13 protein-coding genes and 1 pseudogene are annotated in these 15,721 nt (G+C 60.8%); 12 read left to right on the top strand and 2 right to left on the bottom strand.

Translation table 11 applies throughout. From position 1 onward, the window contains the following. Nucleotide 1: 1 nt before the first annotated feature. The 4 genes from doeB to G3O01_RS08305 all read left to right on the top strand — a co-directional run bounded on the left by doeB (nucleotide 2) and on the right by G3O01_RS08305 (nucleotide 4,631). On the top strand, nucleotides 2–1,051 hold the full coding sequence (gene doeB / locus G3O01_RS08320) for a N(2)-acetyl-L-2,4-diaminobutanoate deacetylase DoeB (protein ID WP_205804026.1): 1,050 nt from the start codon (nucleotides 2–4) through the stop codon (nucleotides 1,049–1,051). Nucleotides 1,052–1,065: 14 nt separating this feature from the next. Further along, nucleotides 1,066–1,557 (top strand): Lrp/AsnC family transcriptional regulator, encoded by a 492-nt coding sequence (locus G3O01_RS08315; protein WP_205804105.1) that lies wholly within the window; start codon nucleotides 1,066–1,068, stop codon nucleotides 1,555–1,557. A gap of 132 nt (nucleotides 1,558–1,689) precedes the next feature. Further along, nucleotides 1,690–3,195, top strand: a complete 1,506-nt coding sequence (locus G3O01_RS08310; RefSeq protein ID WP_205804025.1) for an NAD-dependent succinate-semialdehyde dehydrogenase — start codon at nucleotides 1,690–1,692, stop codon at nucleotides 3,193–3,195. Nucleotides 3,196–3,233: 38 nt separating this feature from the next. Further along, nucleotides 3,234–4,631: an aspartate aminotransferase family protein gene (locus G3O01_RS08305; protein WP_205804024.1), complete on the top strand. Its 1,398-nt coding sequence runs from the start codon at nucleotides 3,234–3,236 to the stop codon at nucleotides 4,629–4,631. A gap of 253 nt (nucleotides 4,632–4,884) precedes the next feature. Here the strand turns inward: G3O01_RS08305 and G3O01_RS08300 are convergent. Continuing rightward, nucleotides 4,885–5,280 (bottom strand): annotated as a pseudogene (locus tag G3O01_RS08300) (DUF4142 domain-containing protein); the annotation flags it as partial. A gap of 307 nt (nucleotides 5,281–5,587) precedes the next feature. Here G3O01_RS08300 and phaP point away from each other — a divergent pair. The 3 genes from phaP to G3O01_RS08285 all read left to right on the top strand — a co-directional run bounded on the left by phaP (nucleotide 5,588) and on the right by G3O01_RS08285 (nucleotide 8,531). Further along, a complete protein-coding gene (phaP, locus tag G3O01_RS08295; RefSeq protein WP_205804023.1) occupies nucleotides 5,588–6,088 on the top strand; it encodes a TIGR01841 family phasin in 501 nt (166 codons plus the stop codon). A 794-nt stretch (nucleotides 6,089–6,882) separates the two neighbouring features. After that, entirely contained in the window at nucleotides 6,883–7,194 is a 312-nt protein-coding gene (locus G3O01_RS45205; protein ID WP_241023773.1) for a hypothetical protein, read from the top strand. A gap of 197 nt (nucleotides 7,195–7,391) precedes the next feature. Next, entirely contained in the window at nucleotides 7,392–8,531 is a 1,140-nt protein-coding gene (locus G3O01_RS08285; protein WP_205804021.1) for a porin, read from the top strand. Between the two features lie 65 nt (nucleotides 8,532–8,596). Here the strand turns inward: G3O01_RS08285 and G3O01_RS08280 are convergent, their stop codons facing one another. Then, nucleotides 8,597–9,613: an ABC transporter substrate-binding protein gene (locus G3O01_RS08280; protein ID WP_205804020.1), complete on the bottom strand. Its 1,017-nt coding sequence runs from the start codon at nucleotides 9,611–9,613 to the stop codon at nucleotides 8,597–8,599. 235 nt (nucleotides 9,614–9,848) lie between these two features. Here G3O01_RS08280 and G3O01_RS08275 point away from each other — a divergent pair, with 235 nt between their 5' ends. From G3O01_RS08275 to G3O01_RS08255, 5 genes are all read left to right on the top strand, one after another. Beyond that, nucleotides 9,849–10,805 carry a LysR substrate-binding domain-containing protein gene (locus tag G3O01_RS08275; RefSeq protein ID WP_205804019.1) on the top strand — a complete coding sequence of 319 codons (957 nt, stop codon included), beginning with the start codon at nucleotides 9,849–9,851 and terminating at the stop codon, nucleotides 10,803–10,805. Between the two features lie 223 nt (nucleotides 10,806–11,028). Beyond that, on the top strand, nucleotides 11,029–12,072 hold the full coding sequence (locus G3O01_RS08270) for a tripartite tricarboxylate transporter substrate-binding protein (protein ID WP_241023772.1): 1,044 nt from the start codon (nucleotides 11,029–11,031) through the stop codon (nucleotides 12,070–12,072). A 66-nt stretch (nucleotides 12,073–12,138) separates the two neighbouring features. Next, nucleotides 12,139–13,014 (top strand): amidohydrolase family protein, encoded by an 876-nt coding sequence (locus G3O01_RS08265; protein WP_205804018.1) that lies wholly within the window; start codon nucleotides 12,139–12,141, stop codon nucleotides 13,012–13,014. Between the two features lie 72 nt (nucleotides 13,015–13,086). Continuing rightward, the gene (locus G3O01_RS08260) at nucleotides 13,087–15,117 is read left to right on the top strand and encodes a tripartite tricarboxylate transporter permease (RefSeq protein WP_205804017.1); all 2,031 of its coding nucleotides are present in this window, start codon (nucleotides 13,087–13,089) and stop codon (nucleotides 15,115–15,117) included. A gap of 61 nt (nucleotides 15,118–15,178) precedes the next feature. Continuing rightward, the gene (locus G3O01_RS08255) at nucleotides 15,179–15,709 is read left to right on the top strand and encodes a carboxymuconolactone decarboxylase (protein ID WP_205804016.1); all 531 of its coding nucleotides are present in this window, start codon (nucleotides 15,179–15,181) and stop codon (nucleotides 15,707–15,709) included. Nucleotides 15,710–15,721: the final 12 nt, after the last annotated feature.

The raw sequence follows: 15,721 nt of genomic DNA, 5'->3' as shown, positions 1-15,721 counted from the left end.
AATGCGGGCATCACCCATTTCCGCCACGATCGATTTCGAGGCCGACGGCGAACAGCACGGCTTCCTGAAGTTGCCGCATTCGCACGATGCATCCGCGTGGGGCGCCGTGATGATTCCCATCACGGTGATCCGCAATGGCGACGGTCCGACCGCGTTACTGACGGGCGGCAATCACGGCGACGAGTACGAAGGTCCCATCGTGCTGTCGAAGCTCGCATCGACATTGAAGGCAAGCGATGTGACTGGGCGCGTGATCATCGTGCCGTTCATGAACTATCCGGCGTTTCGGGCGGGGAGCCGCACGTCGCCGATCGATCGCGGCAATCTCAACCGCAGTTTTCCGGGCAAGCCGGATGGCAGCGTCACCGAGAAGATTGCCGACTACTTTCAGCGCTATTTGCTGCCGCTGGCGGACTATGTGCTCGACCTGCACGCGGGCGGCCGCACGCTCGACTTCGTGCCTTTCTCTGCGGTGCACGTACTGAACGATGCGAAACAGCAGGCGCGTTGCGAAGCGGCGATGCGCGCGTTCGGCGCGCCGTATTCGATGCGGATGCTCGAACTGGATAGTGTGGGCTTGTTCGACACGGCGGTCGAAGAAGCGGGCAAGGTATTCGTGTCGACGGAACTGGGCGGTGGCGGGACGGCGACGGTGGCGAGCGTCGGCGTGGCCGAGCGCGGCGTGCGCGGATTTCTCGCGAATGCAGGCGTACTGGCGTTGCGCGATGGTGAAGAAACAACGTCGCGCACGACGACCTTGCTCAATATGCCGGACGGCACCTGCTATACGACAAGCGAACATGATGGCCTGCTCGAACTATGCAAGGACCTCGGCGACAGCGTCGAAGCGAACGAAGTGATCGCGCGCGTTCACGATGCGACGCGCACGGGCGCACAACCCGTCGAATATCGTGCGCGCCGCAGCGGCCTGCTCGCCGCTCGGCATTTTCCGGGGCTTGTGCATATCGGCGATACGGTGGCTGTGGTCGCCGATATCGTGGAGCGCGGCATTCCCGTTTCGTCGGGTAAGTTCGACACGGCGAGAAGCTAGAGGCCACGCCGATGATGAAACTCGATCGCTACGATGTCGCGATTCTTCGCATCCTCGCGCAGGACGGGCGCATTACGAAGTCACGTCTTGCGGAGGAAGTGAACCTGTCGATCTCGCCCGCGTGGGAACGCGTGCGGCGGCTCGAAGAGAGCGGCGTGATTTGTGGCTATCGAACGGATATCGACTGGGCTAAGGCGTTCAAGGGCAGCCGCATCATCGTCGAAGTGACGCTTGCGCGGCATACGGCGCACGACATGCAACGTTTCGAAGAACGCGTCGCGGCGGCGCCGGAAGTGACGCAATGTCATGCGACGGGCGGTGGCGTCGATTATGTGCTCCATGTGATGTCGCGTGACATCGACCACTATCAACGCTTTATTGATGCGCTGCTCACGGATGAACTTGGCATCGAACGGTACTTCACCTATGTGGTCACCAAGATGGTGAAGAACGCGCCCGAGTCGATGCCTGACTGGGCCGATGAGGCAGCGAACGGCGGTGCGTAAAACGCACACGAAAACTTCGTGCCGGCACGTTTCAAAACAGAAAAAGCACGCAGTTCGAGCGGCCCGAACGGAAAGAATCGCATGCGTATCGACCGTACACTAATAGTCAGATATCGCACATAGGAGATCGTCATGTTGCTGGGTCATCCCGTTCTGTTCAAGTCGCTGTGTTATGTCGATGGCCGTTGGGTCCATAGCGAAACGGCATCCACGGTGGCCGTGCAGAATCCGGCGGATCAGGAAGTGATCGGCCATGTGCCGATGCTGGAAGCGCAGCAGATCACGCAGGCCGTCGACGCCGCGCACCGCGCATTCGAAACGTGGCGCAGGGTTCCCGTCGTGAGGCGCGCGGCCTTGCTGTTGCGCTGGCATGAACTCGTGCTGCGTCATCACAACGACCTCGCGGGCATTCTCGCGCTCGAACAGGGCAAGCCGCTTGCCGAGGCTGCGGGAGAGATCGCGTATGGGGCAAGCTTTATCGAATGGTTTGCGCACGAAGGAAAGCGCCTGAATGGCCGCACGATTCCGACGCATATCGACGGCGCGCATCTCGGCACAATGATGGAGCCCGTTGGCGTTGCCGCGTTGATCACCCCGTGGAATTTCCCCAATGCAATGATCACCCGCAAGGCAGCAGCGGCGCTCGCGGCAGGCTGCACGGTCGTCGTGAAGCCCGCGCACGAGACGCCGTTCTCCGCGCTCGCGCTGGCGCAGCTCGCGGAAGAGGCGGGTTTTCCGCAGGGTGTGTTCAACGTCGTGCTAGGCGAGCCGCAAATGGCGATGGAAACGTTGGTGCGCGATCCGCGCGTGCGCACGGTGAGCTTTACGGGTTCGACGCGTGTCGGCGGACTCGTGATGCAGGCCGTCGCGCAAAGCGGCATCAAGAAGACAGCGCTCGAACTGGGCGGCAACGCACCATTCATCGTGACGGAAGACGCCGATCTCGAACAGGCAGTGCGCGTGGCAGTGGCCGGGAAGTTCCAGACGTCGGGACAAGACTGCTGCGCGGCGAATCGCATTCTGGTTGCGCGCCACGTGTACGACGCATTCGTCGAGCGTTATGCGCAAGCCGTGCGCGCATTGAAGGTTGGATCGGCATTCGAACCAGGCAGCGAGGTCGGCCCGCTGATGCATCAGGCCGCGTTCGATGCAACCGTGGAACGCGTCGAAGATGCTCGCGTCAAAGGCGCACGCATCGTGGTTGGCGGTGCGCCGCATGCGCGCGGCGGCTGGTTCTTCGAGCCGACCGTGATTGCCGATGCATCGAAGGGCATGCGTATTTACGACGAAGAGAACTTCGCGCCCATTTCTGCCGTGTCGCCGTTCGACACACTGGAGGAAGCGATCGCGCGCGCGAACGACACGGAATACGGGCTCGCCGCCTATCTGTGCGCGAAAGATCTGAATACGGTCTTTCAGGTGATTCGCCAACTGGATTTCGCGATGATCTCCGTGAACGGAGCGAAATTCACGGGCGCGCCGATTCCATTCGGCGGTATGAAGGCATCGGGTCTCGGCCGCGAAGGCGGACTCGAAGGCTTCGAGCCGTTCGTCGAAACACGTTATTTCTGCCTCGGTCAACTTGGCTTGCCTGTAGCCGACGCTGCTTCTTGTGCTCATCGGCCGCTTGCCGCGTGAGTCAATCATTCAACTATCGATCAGAAACGGAGTGTCTTATGACCCAGCTCGATCAACTGTTTAGCGCGGACCGCGCGCATTTCATGCACCCGTCGACGCACGCTCACGATCACGCCAGCGGCGCGCTGCCCGGCCGCATCGTCACGGGCGCCAAAGGCATCCGCATCGAAGATCATCAAGGTAAATCATTTATCGACGCATTCGCTGGTCTTTATTGCGTGAACATCGGCTACGGCCGCACGGAAGTCGCCGACGCAATCTATGAACAGGCGAAGAAGCTCGCGTATTACCACACGTACGTCGGGCATTCGACGGATACGATCATTGAACTGTCGTCACGCATCATCGACTGGTCGCCCAAGGGCATGAAGAAGGTGTACTACGGCATGTCCGGTTCCGATGCGAACGAAACGCAGATCAAGATCGTCTGGTACTACAACAACGTAAAAGGCCGGCCGAACAAGAAGAAGATCATTTCGCGCCAGCGTGGCTATCACGGGTCTGGCATCGTGACGGGCAGCCTGACAGGCCTGCCGAGTTTTCATCAGCACTTTGATTTGCCCATCGATCGCGTCAGGCACACGGTATGTCCGCATTGGTATCGTCAGGCCCCCGCTGGCATGAGCGATGCGCAGTTCGTCGACTATTGCGTCGAAGAACTGGAGAAACTGATCGCGAAGGAAGGCGCGGATACGATCGCCGCTTTCATCGGCGAACCGGTGATGGGCACGGGCGGCATTCTGCCGCCGCCGGCCGGTTATTGGCCCGCAATCCAGAAAGTACTGAAGAAACACGACATTCTGTTGATCAGCGACGAGGTGGTGTGCGGCTTCGGGCGGCTGGGCTCGAAGATGGGCGCGCAGCATTTCGGCATCGAGCCGGACCTGATCACGGTCGCGAAGGGCTTGACGAGCGCGTATGCGCCGCTGTCGGCCGTTATCGTCGGCGAAAAGGTCTGGGATGTGATAGCTCAGGGCTCGCAGGAATTCGGTCCGATGGGGCATGGCTGGACGTACTCGGGGCATCCTGTTTGCGCCGCTGCGGCGCTGGCAAACCTGGAAATACTCGAGCGCGAGAACCTGACGCAAAATGCGGCGGATGTCGGCGGCTATCTGCTTCAACAACTGCATGCCGCGTTCGACGCGCATCCGCTCGTCGGCGAAGTACGCGGCGCAGGGATGCTCGCCGCACTGGAATTCATGGCGGATAAGGAAGAGCGCCGTCCATTCGATGCCGCATTTAAGGTCGGCCCGCGCGTGTCGGCCGCTGCGCTGCAATACGGACTCATTGCACGCGCGATGCCGCATGGCGACATTCTCGGCTTTGCGCCGCCGCTCGTGACGACACGTGCCGAAGTCGATGAAATCGTCAAGTTGACCAAGGCAGCTGTGGATGAAGTTGCCTCGCAGGTCTTCAAGCAGACTGCCGTTGTTTAGCAGCGCCGGCGCTCTGTTGTAATCGGAGTAATCGAGCGAAAGAAGCCCCGTGTGCAACAAACGCGGGGCTGCTTCGCAAATGCGTTCGCCGCATGTTTTAAGCTCAAAGACAGGCGTTTCGTTCCCTTACCGGATGATTTTCTTTGGAGAACGCATTGAAACTGGTCGATAACGAGGCTGGCGGACAAGCCGCAGAAATACAGCCACCTCATGAGCACGGCGAGCGAGCCCGCGGCTCCGAACGGGAAGCATCCTGCGCGGCTTTCTTGAGCTTCGCATCCTGGCCTTCTGCAATCTCTTTCTGGAACGCGGCAACCGCTTCCTTGTGACCCTCTACGCCAACCTTCGATATATAGGCCTGGTCGAACGCCTTGCCTTTGAGTCCCCTCAGCGAGCCGAGAACAGCTGTGTCGGAATTGTCCTTTGGTACAGCTACGCCATGCGGCGCGGCCATTTTCAGCTGTACGGTCAGTTTCGTGTGGTCGAGCATCATATGACGAGCGAACGACTTTACATCCTTGTCTTCCGAGTTCGCTGTCGCGAGCTTGGCGGCATCGATTTCAGTCGATGATGCCATTGATGCTGTCTGCACAAAATCCTTGTCCGATTGCGCGAGTGGATTCGCGGCTGTCGTCGACGCGGCCCGTGATGAAGCGCGCGTCGTTTGTTTTCTTGCGACGAGTGCAATCGTGGCGGCATATCTTCAGGTTGCGCATATTTGCGGGGTCGAATGCGGTTGCGGCAGGACTTCATCAGACGCGCGTCATAAATCATGTCTCTCGTAAGCTCGGTGAGCGTCAGTGGTGAGGCGTTCGGGCGAATATCGTCTGCCACTGGCTGGCGCATCCGCATAGCACGTTGGTTGCGGGCCGTTGGGAACGCCCCTTGCGGCAGTGCAGTATGTAGCTCCCTGTCCGGAGCTTCGAAATTGTCACGAACCCTGACGGAGGTCTCAAATGAGCCAGAGTGTCATTGCCCTACCTGAGGACATCAAAGCGCAATCGCCTCGACGCGCGGCGTCGGCCGTTGCGGAAATGAATGACCTTGCCCAACTGTGCGTCACCACGGCAGAGCGGATTTCCGATCTCAACCGGCGTGCAGTGCGTACAACGATCGCCGAACAACGCGCGATTGCGATGGAAGTCGCCAACGAGCGCTCTCCCTTCGGCGCCTGGCGCCTGCAGATGAGTTACACGCTCGCGGGAGCCGCGAAAGCGACCGCATATTGGCGTCATCTCAACGAAATCGTACTCGACGCCATGGTCGACGCCGTCAACGGCGCGGAGAGGCGACTGAACAGCAGCTTTATGGCAGTAAACAGTGCATTCGAAGACGCAGCGTCGGGGGTGGGATCGACGATTCTGACCGGCGATCCGACACATGCGGTGCAGGGCGCAAAGGAAGCGATGCAGATTGTCAGCACCGATGCCACAGTTGTATCGTCCCGTTCGCGATAACAAGACTGATTGACCGTCAGACACGTATCCTCACGCATGCGTGCTCAGGCGATTTCCGACGACTGGGCGGGTCACAACAGTAATCGCGTTGGCTGGTTCGTGAAAGTGACGTTGGTCGCTTTGCAAGCGGCACGTATCGGGAGAGAAACGTGAAAAACCCGTGGTTGAAGAAAAACCCGTTACTGAGCATGTGGCTCAGTGGCGCGAATGCGGTGCTCGGCACGACTCGCGGCCACGCGGCGTCGGCAGCAAGACGCGAATCGGCCAGACTCTGGACTGCCGCGCTAACGCCTTCGAAACCTAAAAGACGCCGGACGCGACGACGATAGCCATTCTCACGCGCAAGGCGATGGAGCAGTCAAACGCAAGCTTCGAACAGCAACGGCGAATTGACTCTGGCGGAGTAGCGCTCGGGGATGGAACCGGCATCTCGAATCATCGTGTGACGTCGGACCTGCCAGTCAGCGCGACACACATCATCACATCTGGCATCGCGGGCACGATGGCGTCGGGGGGAGGGCGTTCGCAGCGCGATGCTGAGACGGATCAGCCTGACGTGGACATTGCCGTCATCGTCTGGCAGACGCTTTATCTTCCTTTGGTCGTGCAAGCGTTCCGCGCTCTACTACGGGCGCATCCGGCGCGATCTCATGGTCGCCATCCGGTCCGTCAATTGAAGCTATCAAGTGACGCGCGGCACGCATCCCGATCTCAAACGACAGCACGCGCACCGTTGTCAGCGGTGGCGGAGTGAGTCTGGCCTGTTCGATATCGTCTAAGCCTACTAGACACCGATGCTCGTCGAGATCGAGCCGCATCCGTCCGGGTCGGCGGGCTATGACGCGGCGATGCAGATCGCTAGCTTCGCATCGCTCGATCGCCATGCTGCGGGCTTCTTTCTGGCGGCGCAACGGCGCGGCATCGCGGTACCTGACACGCTGATCATGTTCAGAGCTACTGCTAGCGGAAAACATGCTCGAAACTCCCACAAGCCGATTCCCTCGTCGAGCAAAACGGCAAATCCTGAATCGTGTGCGATATTGAAACGATCCATTTGTGTTCCCGCAGACGCGCGGATCACATGCTCCGATTCTGGCGCGATCTGATTCGTGTTCGCACGCATGGCGCTTCTGCGGCGCCATTAACCTTTTGCTCAATCGGAGCGCCGATTTTTTCAACTTGCAGATGGCATCACGCTGGCAGAATTTCGTCACTGCAATAACAAATCGAAAAAAGCTCACGGCGAGGCGATCCCGACATTGCACGTCTGGCCGAGTGAGCAACATGACGGAGACACAGAGACATGAAATTTCGGACCGCGATATGCGTCGGCGTAGCACTTCTTTGCGCAAGCTCGGCCAGGGCGCAAGATCAGGACGAGGACGCCGCACCCGCGAAGCCCGTTGGCGCGAGCACGGTGACGCTGTATGGTTTGATCGATCAGGGTCTTGAATTCGTCAACAACGTCGCGGACGGCAAGAACAAGACCGCTAACGGATGGCGCACGGGAGACGGCACGGCTACCTCGTACTTCGGCATCCGGGGCAGCGAGGACCTGGGAGACGGCGTTAAGGCGATTTTCGATCTGCAGGGCGGCTTCAGCCCGACGACGGGCGCATCGCGGCAGGGCGGGCGGCTTTTCGGCCGGCAATCATACGTGGGTATCGACGGAAAATATGGCCGCCTCACCTTCGGCCGTCAGTACACGATGCGCTTTTTCGGCATCTCGTTCATCAACCCGTTCGGCACGGGTGCGCAAGGCCTCACGACGCTCGACAACGGGATCGCCAACGCGCGCGCCGATAATTCCGTCAGCTATCGCTACTTCCTCGGCGACTTCGAAGCTGGTGTGAACTACAGCTTTGGCCGCGATGCGGTTGCGGGCAACAGCAACGTCGCGACGAACTGTCCGGGCCAGACGTCGCCGTCGAATCAATGCCGCGAGTATTCTGCACTGCTCAAATACGAAGGCCACACCTGGGGGCTGGCGACGTCCTACGAGCGCAACTACGGTGGCACCTCGGCGACGTGGGGCGGATTGACATCGCCGGATCTGAAGGATAGCCGCTTCACGCTGGGCGGCTACTTCATGATCCACAAGGCGAAGTTCGGCGTGGGCTGGATCAGACGGGTGAACGAAGGGATTGCCACGCCGCGAAGCAATCTCGTGTGGGTAACGGGGACGGTACCCGTGACGCCGTTCTTCCATGTGGACGGCATGCTCGCGGAACTCAAATACGAGCATTCACCGAACAAGGCGCTGATCGAAGTCTTGCGTGGCGAATACCTGCTCTCCAAGCGCACGCTCCTTTATCTGACCGGCGAACACATTCAGAACTTCGGCAATCTGGCACTCGCGGCGACCACGCTCTCGCCCGTGCCGACACCGCCCGCGGGCGGTTCGCAGATCTCCATCATTGCCGGTATCCGGCATACGTTCTAGACAGGATTGCGGGGAAGCATCTGCTTCCCCGCTAAACGCGCCCGCTGCGCGTTCAGTATGCACGCTCAGCCGGTGCGCTTGGCGGCGGCGATCGCCGCCGACATATCGGCCACTTCCCCAAACGGTTGCTTGCGCGTGAGAGTTCCCACGCCGATATCCATGTCCTGCAGGTAACCGATGTCACTCTCCGTCAGCGACAAGTCGCGCGAATAGGGCCGCTGTGTCTGGTTGAAGTCCCAGATCGCCTTGGCCGATGGAGCGTCGAAGCGTTTCTGGGCGCGCTTACGTGCCTCGAAGAACGCATCGTGCGAAGCGGGCGACATCAGGTAGTCGTAGAGCGCGCCATAGGCCGCCATCACCGAGACCAATCCCTCGTGCCTGTCGCCGAGCGCGTCATTCGATGCATAGGCCGTCTGGAACACGCAACCGGGCAGCGCCTGCCACAGGTTGCCTGCTGGAATCGCGACGGGACCGGCATCGTCGTTGAGATGGGAGATGCTGGAGCAGCAGGCATCGGCGGCACCGCTCGCGACGGCATCGAAGCACTGGTCATTGCTGCCATGATCGACGAAGGTGATCTGCGATGCATCGATGCCGCGTTCCTTCATCAGTTGAAGCATCAGTGTATGCAGCAGCCCGAGCTTCGGTCCGACCGCGACGGTCTTGCCGCGCAACGCGTCGAGTGTTTTAGGACCGTCGGGTCTGGCGAAGATCGTCAGCGCGCATTTCTTCATGCCGGCGCCGATGATCTTCACCGGCGCGCCCTGCTCGATGCGCGTGAGCACCAGGTTGTACCCGGATATCATGCAGACGTCCGCTGCGCCGCGCGCAATCGCATCGAACGGCCCGGTCGGACCGGGCACCTGGATGATCCGCGCATTGACGCCGTACATCCTGAAGTAACCGAGTTCATCCATCAGCGCGTTTAGCGTCGCATTCTCCAGCCCTGGATTGCTGACGATGCGAATTTCAGCCGAAGCGGCTCTGGCGATGTAAGGCGCGGCAAGACTCCCCGCTGCCAGACCGATACCGAGGGCGCCCGCTTTGCGCAGGAACCTGCGGCGGGATGAATTGTACGTCATCTGCGTGTCTCCGGATGCTGGTCGAGCCAGCTGATAGAAATGGGTTTCTGTGCGCAGCGAATCGCCATGCACGACGTCGGCCCTGCATTGTCCGGCGTCGATTGTGCGTGCGAAGCCACGGCGCAATCGGCCGGCGCGATTTACGGTTGAATTGTGCCGACGCATCCACACACGGTCGATTGAGTAAAATGGCCGATGACTTAACCATTTGCTCATACCGGGAGATGTGCGCGATATGTCGGAACTCGACTGGTATCTGCAGATCAACCTCAAGGCACGACATTTGCGGTTGCTGGTGACGATCGATACGTATCGCAATCTGAGCCAGGTCGCGGAAGTCACGCACGTCACGCTGCCTGCGGTGTCGAAGTCGCTGACGGAACTGGAGCGCGGTCTCGGTCTTACGCTCTTCACGCGTACGGCGCAGGGCCTCGTGCCCACGCCGTACGGCGAATGTCTGACACGCCATGCGCGAGCGATGCTGCACGTCCTGCATCAGGCGCGCGATGAGCTGAAAGCGCTGAGCGCCGGGACCGAGGGCAAGATCGAAATTGGCGTGTTACCGGCGTCGGCGTATATTTTGCTGACGCAAGCGCTGAACCTGCTCAAGCATCGCTCGCCGGGCACCAACGTGAAGGTTGTCGAGGGCACCACGGCGTCGCTGCTGCCCGAGTTGTGGCAAGGTCATCTCGATCTCATCGTCGGCCGCCTGCCCGCGCCCGATGCGCTCAGAAGCTTCGAGGAAAGGGAATTGCTCGAAGAGCCGGTCGCGCTTGTGACGGGGCGTCAGCATCCTCTCGCGCGCAAAAAAACACTCAAATGGTCGGACCTGCTGCCATATCCATGGATACTTCCGCCCGTCGGCTCGCTCCTGCGCGATCCGCTGGAACGCGCACTTGAAGCACACGGTGTGCCGCTGACAAACAACTACATTGAGACGCTGTCGCTGCACGTTATCCGCGCGCACCTGCAGGTGTCCGACTGCATCGCCGTCATGGCCGATACGTCCGCGCATGACACCGGCCACCCGCAACCGCTCCATACGCTGCCGCTGAGCCTGCCGCGCCTGCTGCGGCCTGCTGGTGTACTGTGGAACAGCGTGCGAGGGCTCACGCCGAGCGCGCAACTGATGGTGTCGTGTCTCGAAGAAGCGGCGCAACGTCTGGCAGAAGAAGCAGAAAAAAAGCACTAACGTCCCCCCGCCGGCATGCGCATGAACGCAGCGGAAGACCGCGTTCCCGCACCTTAACCGATCAGTCAACCCAGGGGCACTTTTATTCAACCCGCGGGGTGAAACGCACTGGCACAATTGACTCGCACTCAACGATAACGCGCGACGACGCGAACCGGCACCGGCAAGCCGCTTGCCGGTCAGGGCACGGACAGTTGCGCTCATCTACACGGAGACGAGGACGATGATGAATTACAGGACCGCGATTTGCGCTTGTGCGGCGCTGTTCGGTTTCGCCGCCACGGCATATGCGGGCCCTGGGTCCAGTCAGTCCGTGGAAGACTTTTATCGCGGCAAGGCGCTAACGCTGATGGTTAGCGCGGATGCGGGAACGCCGACGGACATCATCGCGCGTCAGTTCTCGCGTTTCTTCGTCAAGTATGTTCCGGGGCATCCCAAAGCCATTGTGATGAACGTGGTCGGCGCGGGCGGCATGGTCGCCGCTGCATCGCTCCAGTCGCGCCAGCCGAGCGATGGCACCGTCATCGGCTTTCTGCAGCGAAACAACCTCTATATTCCGTTGCTCGACGAACGGCAGAACCGTTTCGATCCGCGCAAGGTCCGCTGGCTCGGCAGCCTCAACAAGGTCGAATACTGCCTCGTTGCGATGACGCGTTCCGGCGTGACGACAGCAGATGATCTGAGCAAAAAGAAGATCTATATCGGCGCGACCGGTTTCGCCAACGAGGATCGCACCTTGCCCGCGCTGCTCGACGAATATATCGGCGCGAAGATGAACATCGTGCCGGGCTATACAGGCCGCGGAGAAGTGTATCTGGCGATGCAGCGCGGCGAAGTGGATGGCTGGGCATCGACCATCGACGGTTTGCAGCAGGGCGAACCGGTGCGCCTGCTCAAGACCGGCAAGATGAAAGTGCTGCTGCATCTGGGCTGGAAAAGCCCCGCAGGGTTCGCGGATGTTCCGAACCTGTCTTCCTATATCACGCAGCCGGACGTGAAGGCACTCTTCAATCTGTTCATCCTGCCGTTTCAGGCCGGGCGTCCGATCGCTGTGCCGAAGGACGTGCCTCAGGACCGGCTCGACGCGTTGCGCGATGCATTCGCGAAGACCATCGCCGATCCTGATTTCATCGACGCGATGAAGCAGTCGGGTTATCCGATCGATCCGATCGATGGCAATGCGGTGGAGCAGATCGTCACGAAGCTTTACGCCACGCCCCAGCCGCAACTCGAAGACGCCCGCAAGCTCATCTTCAGCTCTCACTGACCTGTGCGCATCGGCCGCTTTCGCGAAGCGGCGCGACAGAACGCCCTCATCAAACGGATTACCCATATGACGCCCGAAATCATCGATATTCATCCGCACATCATTTCGACCGACACGGAGCGCTATCCGATCGCGCCTCATCACGGCCATCGCTCCAAGTGGTCGGCAACGCGGCCCATCACGTTCGAACAGCTGATCGCCGAGATGGATGAAGCCGGCGTATCGAAAGCCGCGATCGTTCATTCGTCGACGACATACGGCACGAACAACTCGTATGTTGCAGACAGCGTCGCGCAATACCCGGAGCGCTTCACAGGCGTGTATTCGTTCGATCTGCTGGCGCCGGACGCATTGGAAATCTTCGACTACTGGCTCGCGCATGGCATGGGCGGCATCCGTCTTTTCACCGGCGGCGCCACGCATCAGAGCGACGGTAGCTGGCTGGTCAATCCCGCGACCTTTCCGATCTGGGAGCGCTGCGCGGCGCTCGGCATGACGATGGCGGTGCAGACCACGCCCGACGGTCTGTCGATGGTGGCGGAACTGGCCGAGCGTTTCCCGACCGTGAAGATCGCGCTCGATCACTGCGGCCGGCCGAATCTGGAAGAAGGCCCGCCGTATGCGAATTGCGCGGGACTGTTCGGGCTCGCGAAATACCACAACGTGTACATGAAGATCACGCCGCGCACGTTCGATCTCGCTCAGGCCGCGCCGGGCGGCGCCGAGCCGGTCTTCGCGAAGCTCGTGGAAGTGTTCGGCGCCGATCACCTGGCGTTCGGCTCGAACTATCCGGCGTCGGCGGGACCGTTGAAGAAGCTGGTCGAACAGGGCAGTGCATGCTTCGCTGGGCTCAGCGACGAACAGCGCGCGTGGATCTGGGGACGCACCGCCAAGGCGCTTTATCCGATGCTGGCAGAACCCGTCACGCACGCCGGGGCTTGACCGAAGTAGCAGGTTTGTCTCGGACGAAAAACAGGTGAGCCGACGAAGCTCACCATTCCATCAGGATGACATATGGAGTTCTTCAATGATGCGACGTTGATGGCGGCCGGTCATGCGCTGTCGACGCTCCTGCAGTTCAACCGGATCGTCTTTCTGGTATTCGGCGTGACGGTCGGGCTCGCAATCGGATTGTTGCCGGGTATCGGCGGGCTGACGGGCTTTGCGCTCCTCGTGCCGTTCACGTACACGATGGACCCGTATGTCGCGTTCGCGATGCTGCTCGGGATGGCATCCGTCATCACCACCTCGGATGTGATTCCCGCCGTGCTGTTCGGTGTTCCGGGCCACGCGGCCTCTCAGGCCACCGTGCTCGACGGTCTGCCGATGACCAAACGCGGCGAGGCGTCACGGGCATTGAGCGCATGCTACATGTCGTCGCTGATGGGCGGACTGATCGGCGCAGTGATTCTGGCCGTGTCGCTGCCGCTGGTGCGCCCGTTCGTGCTGTCGATCGGCACGCCGGAGATGCTGTCGCTCACGGTGTTCGGTGTGTCGATGGTGTCGGCGCTGTCCGGCAATGCGCCGCTGCGCGGTGTGGTCGCGGCCTGCTTCGGTATTCTGGTCGGCATGATCGGCACCAATGTCGCGACGGGGCAAATGCGCTGGACGGGCGACATTCTCTATCTGCAGGACGGTATCCCGCTGGTGCCGATCATCCTCGGCATTTTTGCGCTGCCGGAGTTGTGCGAGCTCGCAATCCGCCGCACGGCCATCGCCGAGAACGTGCAGTTCACGTCGCGCGAAGGCATGCGCCAGGGTGTCATCGACAGCTTTCGCAACTGGTTTCTGGTGCTTCGCTGCGGCGGCCTCGGCGCGATCCTCGGCGCGGTGCCGGGCATCACGGGCGCGGTAACGGACTGGATCGCATACGGCCACGCGCTGCAGACCGCCAAAGGCGCGAAGCAGTCGTTCACGAAGGGCGACGTGCGCGGCGTGATCGCGCCCGAAGCGGCCAACAATGCGCGCGAGGGCGGCAGTCTCGTCCCCATGTTGTCGTTCGGCGTGCCTGGCGGCGCGGCGCAGGCCATCCTGCTGGGCGCGATGATGGTTCACGGCTTTATTCCCGGCCCGGACATGCTGACGCGGCACCTCGACTTCACCTATTCGATGGTCTGGTCGATCGCACTCGCCAACATCTTCGGCGCGGGTCTGTGCTTCCTGCTCAGCGGCCAGTTCGCCAAAGTCTCCACGCTGCGCTACACGCTGATTCTTCCTGTGATCATGCCCGTCATCTATGTGGGCGCGTTTCAGGGTTCGCGCAGTTGGGGCGATCTCTTCGTGTTGCTGATCGCGGGCGTGATCGGATGGACGATGAAGCGGCTCAGATGGGCGCGTCCGCCGCTGATTCTCGGCCTCGTGCTCGGCGTGCTGATGGAGCGGTATATGTCGATTTCGTTCGTCCGCTACGGAACCGACTGGCTCACGCGACCGGTGGTCATCGTGTTGCTGAGTCTCGCCGCACTGGTGTTCTTCAAGCCGCTTTTCACTGCATTGCGTACGGGCGGAATGGCGCAATTCAAACCGAGCGGTTCGATCGTCGTGAAGCGCGAAGACCTCGTCTATGTCTTTTTTATCGGCATCGGGCTGTACATGCTGGTGAGTTCGCAAAGCTGGTTGCTGATGGCGAGAATAGGGCCGACGGTCGTGGCCAGCATTCTGGTCATCGCCGCAACAACGAGTCTCGCGTACAAGATTTTTGTGGTTCCGGCGCACGGCGTGGCGCGCGCTGGCGGCGTCCATATGGACGTATCCAGCGATCACGACGAGAAGTTGCCCGAGCGGATCGTGCTCGCGCGCGCCGCGCGCTTTTTCGGCTGGTTCGTCGCGTTTCTGGCGTGCGTGTCGGTGATCGGCATGTTGCCGACGGTGCCGCTGATGATCGCCGCGTATATGCGGATCGAAGGGCGCGAGTCATGGAAGCTGAGTCTGATTCTTGCCGCGTGCGTGACGGTGTTCCTCTACATCGTGTTCGATCAGATCCTGCATATTCCCTGGCCCGACAGCTTTCTCGGACAGTGGCTGCCGGCGCTGGGCGGCGGTTGATTGCAGCGCGAGAAAGCGAAGCCACACTGGATGACTGTCTTTTGAAGAGAAGGAAAAACGTATGACCCAAGATCGACTGGCGCGCATCGATGCAGAGCAGGCAACCGACGAACAGAAACGGGTTATCGCGAAGCTGGGCGAAGGGCGAGGACGCATTCCGACGCCGTTCAATATCTGGCTGCACAACCCGCGTCTGGCTGAAGGCATGGAGATCATCGGCACCCACGTGGATCACTCGCCGGTGCTCAGCGAGGCGGAAACGGAGGTCGCGATTCTTTCGACGGCGGTATTCTGGAATGCGCTGTATGTGATCGCCAACCATCGGCGGCACGCGTTGAAATCGGGCATCCCCGAGCCGGTTGTAGCGGCGATTCTGGAAAAGCGCCGGCCCGAAGGCGCATCGGGACGGCTGGGACTTGTGTGCGACGCGGTGAGCGAGATCCTCGCCGGTGGATCGATCAACGACGCGCGCTTCGCCCGATACGATGCGGAACTGGGCCGTGCGGCGATCGCGGAACTGCTCGTCACGATCGGCTACTTCACGTCGATTTCGCTCGGCATGACCTTGCATGCGCTGAAGCCCAAAGACTGAACGGACCGCCAG

Source organism: Burkholderia sp. Ac-20365, assembly GCF_017104715.1.
Taxonomy (GTDB): domain Bacteria; phylum Pseudomonadota; class Gammaproteobacteria; order Burkholderiales; family Burkholderiaceae; genus Paraburkholderia.
This window is presented reverse-complemented; position numbering and strand designations above follow the sequence as displayed.

Bases quoted from the DNA above. Each gene is read 5' to 3' on its own strand.
- doeB (WP_205804026.1), top strand. From the start codon at position 2: ATGCGGGCATCACCCATTTCCGCCACGATCGATTTCGAGGCCGACGGC.
- G3O01_RS08315 (WP_205804105.1), top strand. From the start codon at position 1,066: ATGAAACTCGATCGCTACGATGTCGCGATTCTTCGCATCCTCGCGCAG.
- G3O01_RS08310 (WP_205804025.1), top strand. From the start codon at position 1,690: ATGTTGCTGGGTCATCCCGTTCTGTTCAAGTCGCTGTGTTATGTCGAT.
- G3O01_RS08305 (WP_205804024.1), top strand. From the start codon at position 3,234: ATGACCCAGCTCGATCAACTGTTTAGCGCGGACCGCGCGCATTTCATG.
- phaP (WP_205804023.1), top strand. From the start codon at position 5,588: ATGAGCCAGAGTGTCATTGCCCTACCTGAGGACATCAAAGCGCAATCG.
- G3O01_RS45205 (WP_241023773.1), top strand. From the start codon at position 6,883: ATGCTCGTCGAGATCGAGCCGCATCCGTCCGGGTCGGCGGGCTATGAC.
- G3O01_RS08285 (WP_205804021.1), top strand. From the start codon at position 7,392: ATGAAATTTCGGACCGCGATATGCGTCGGCGTAGCACTTCTTTGCGCA.
- G3O01_RS08280 (WP_205804020.1), bottom strand. From the start codon at position 9,613: ATGACGTACAATTCATCCCGCCGCAGGTTCCTGCGCAAAGCGGGCGCC.
- G3O01_RS08275 (WP_205804019.1), top strand. From the start codon at position 9,849: ATGTCGGAACTCGACTGGTATCTGCAGATCAACCTCAAGGCACGACAT.
- G3O01_RS08270 (WP_241023772.1), top strand. From the start codon at position 11,029: ATGATGAATTACAGGACCGCGATTTGCGCTTGTGCGGCGCTGTTCGGT.
- G3O01_RS08265 (WP_205804018.1), top strand. From the start codon at position 12,139: ATGACGCCCGAAATCATCGATATTCATCCGCACATCATTTCGACCGAC.
- G3O01_RS08260 (WP_205804017.1), top strand. From the start codon at position 13,087: ATGGAGTTCTTCAATGATGCGACGTTGATGGCGGCCGGTCATGCGCTG.
- G3O01_RS08255 (WP_205804016.1), top strand. From the start codon at position 15,179: ATGACCCAAGATCGACTGGCGCGCATCGATGCAGAGCAGGCAACCGAC.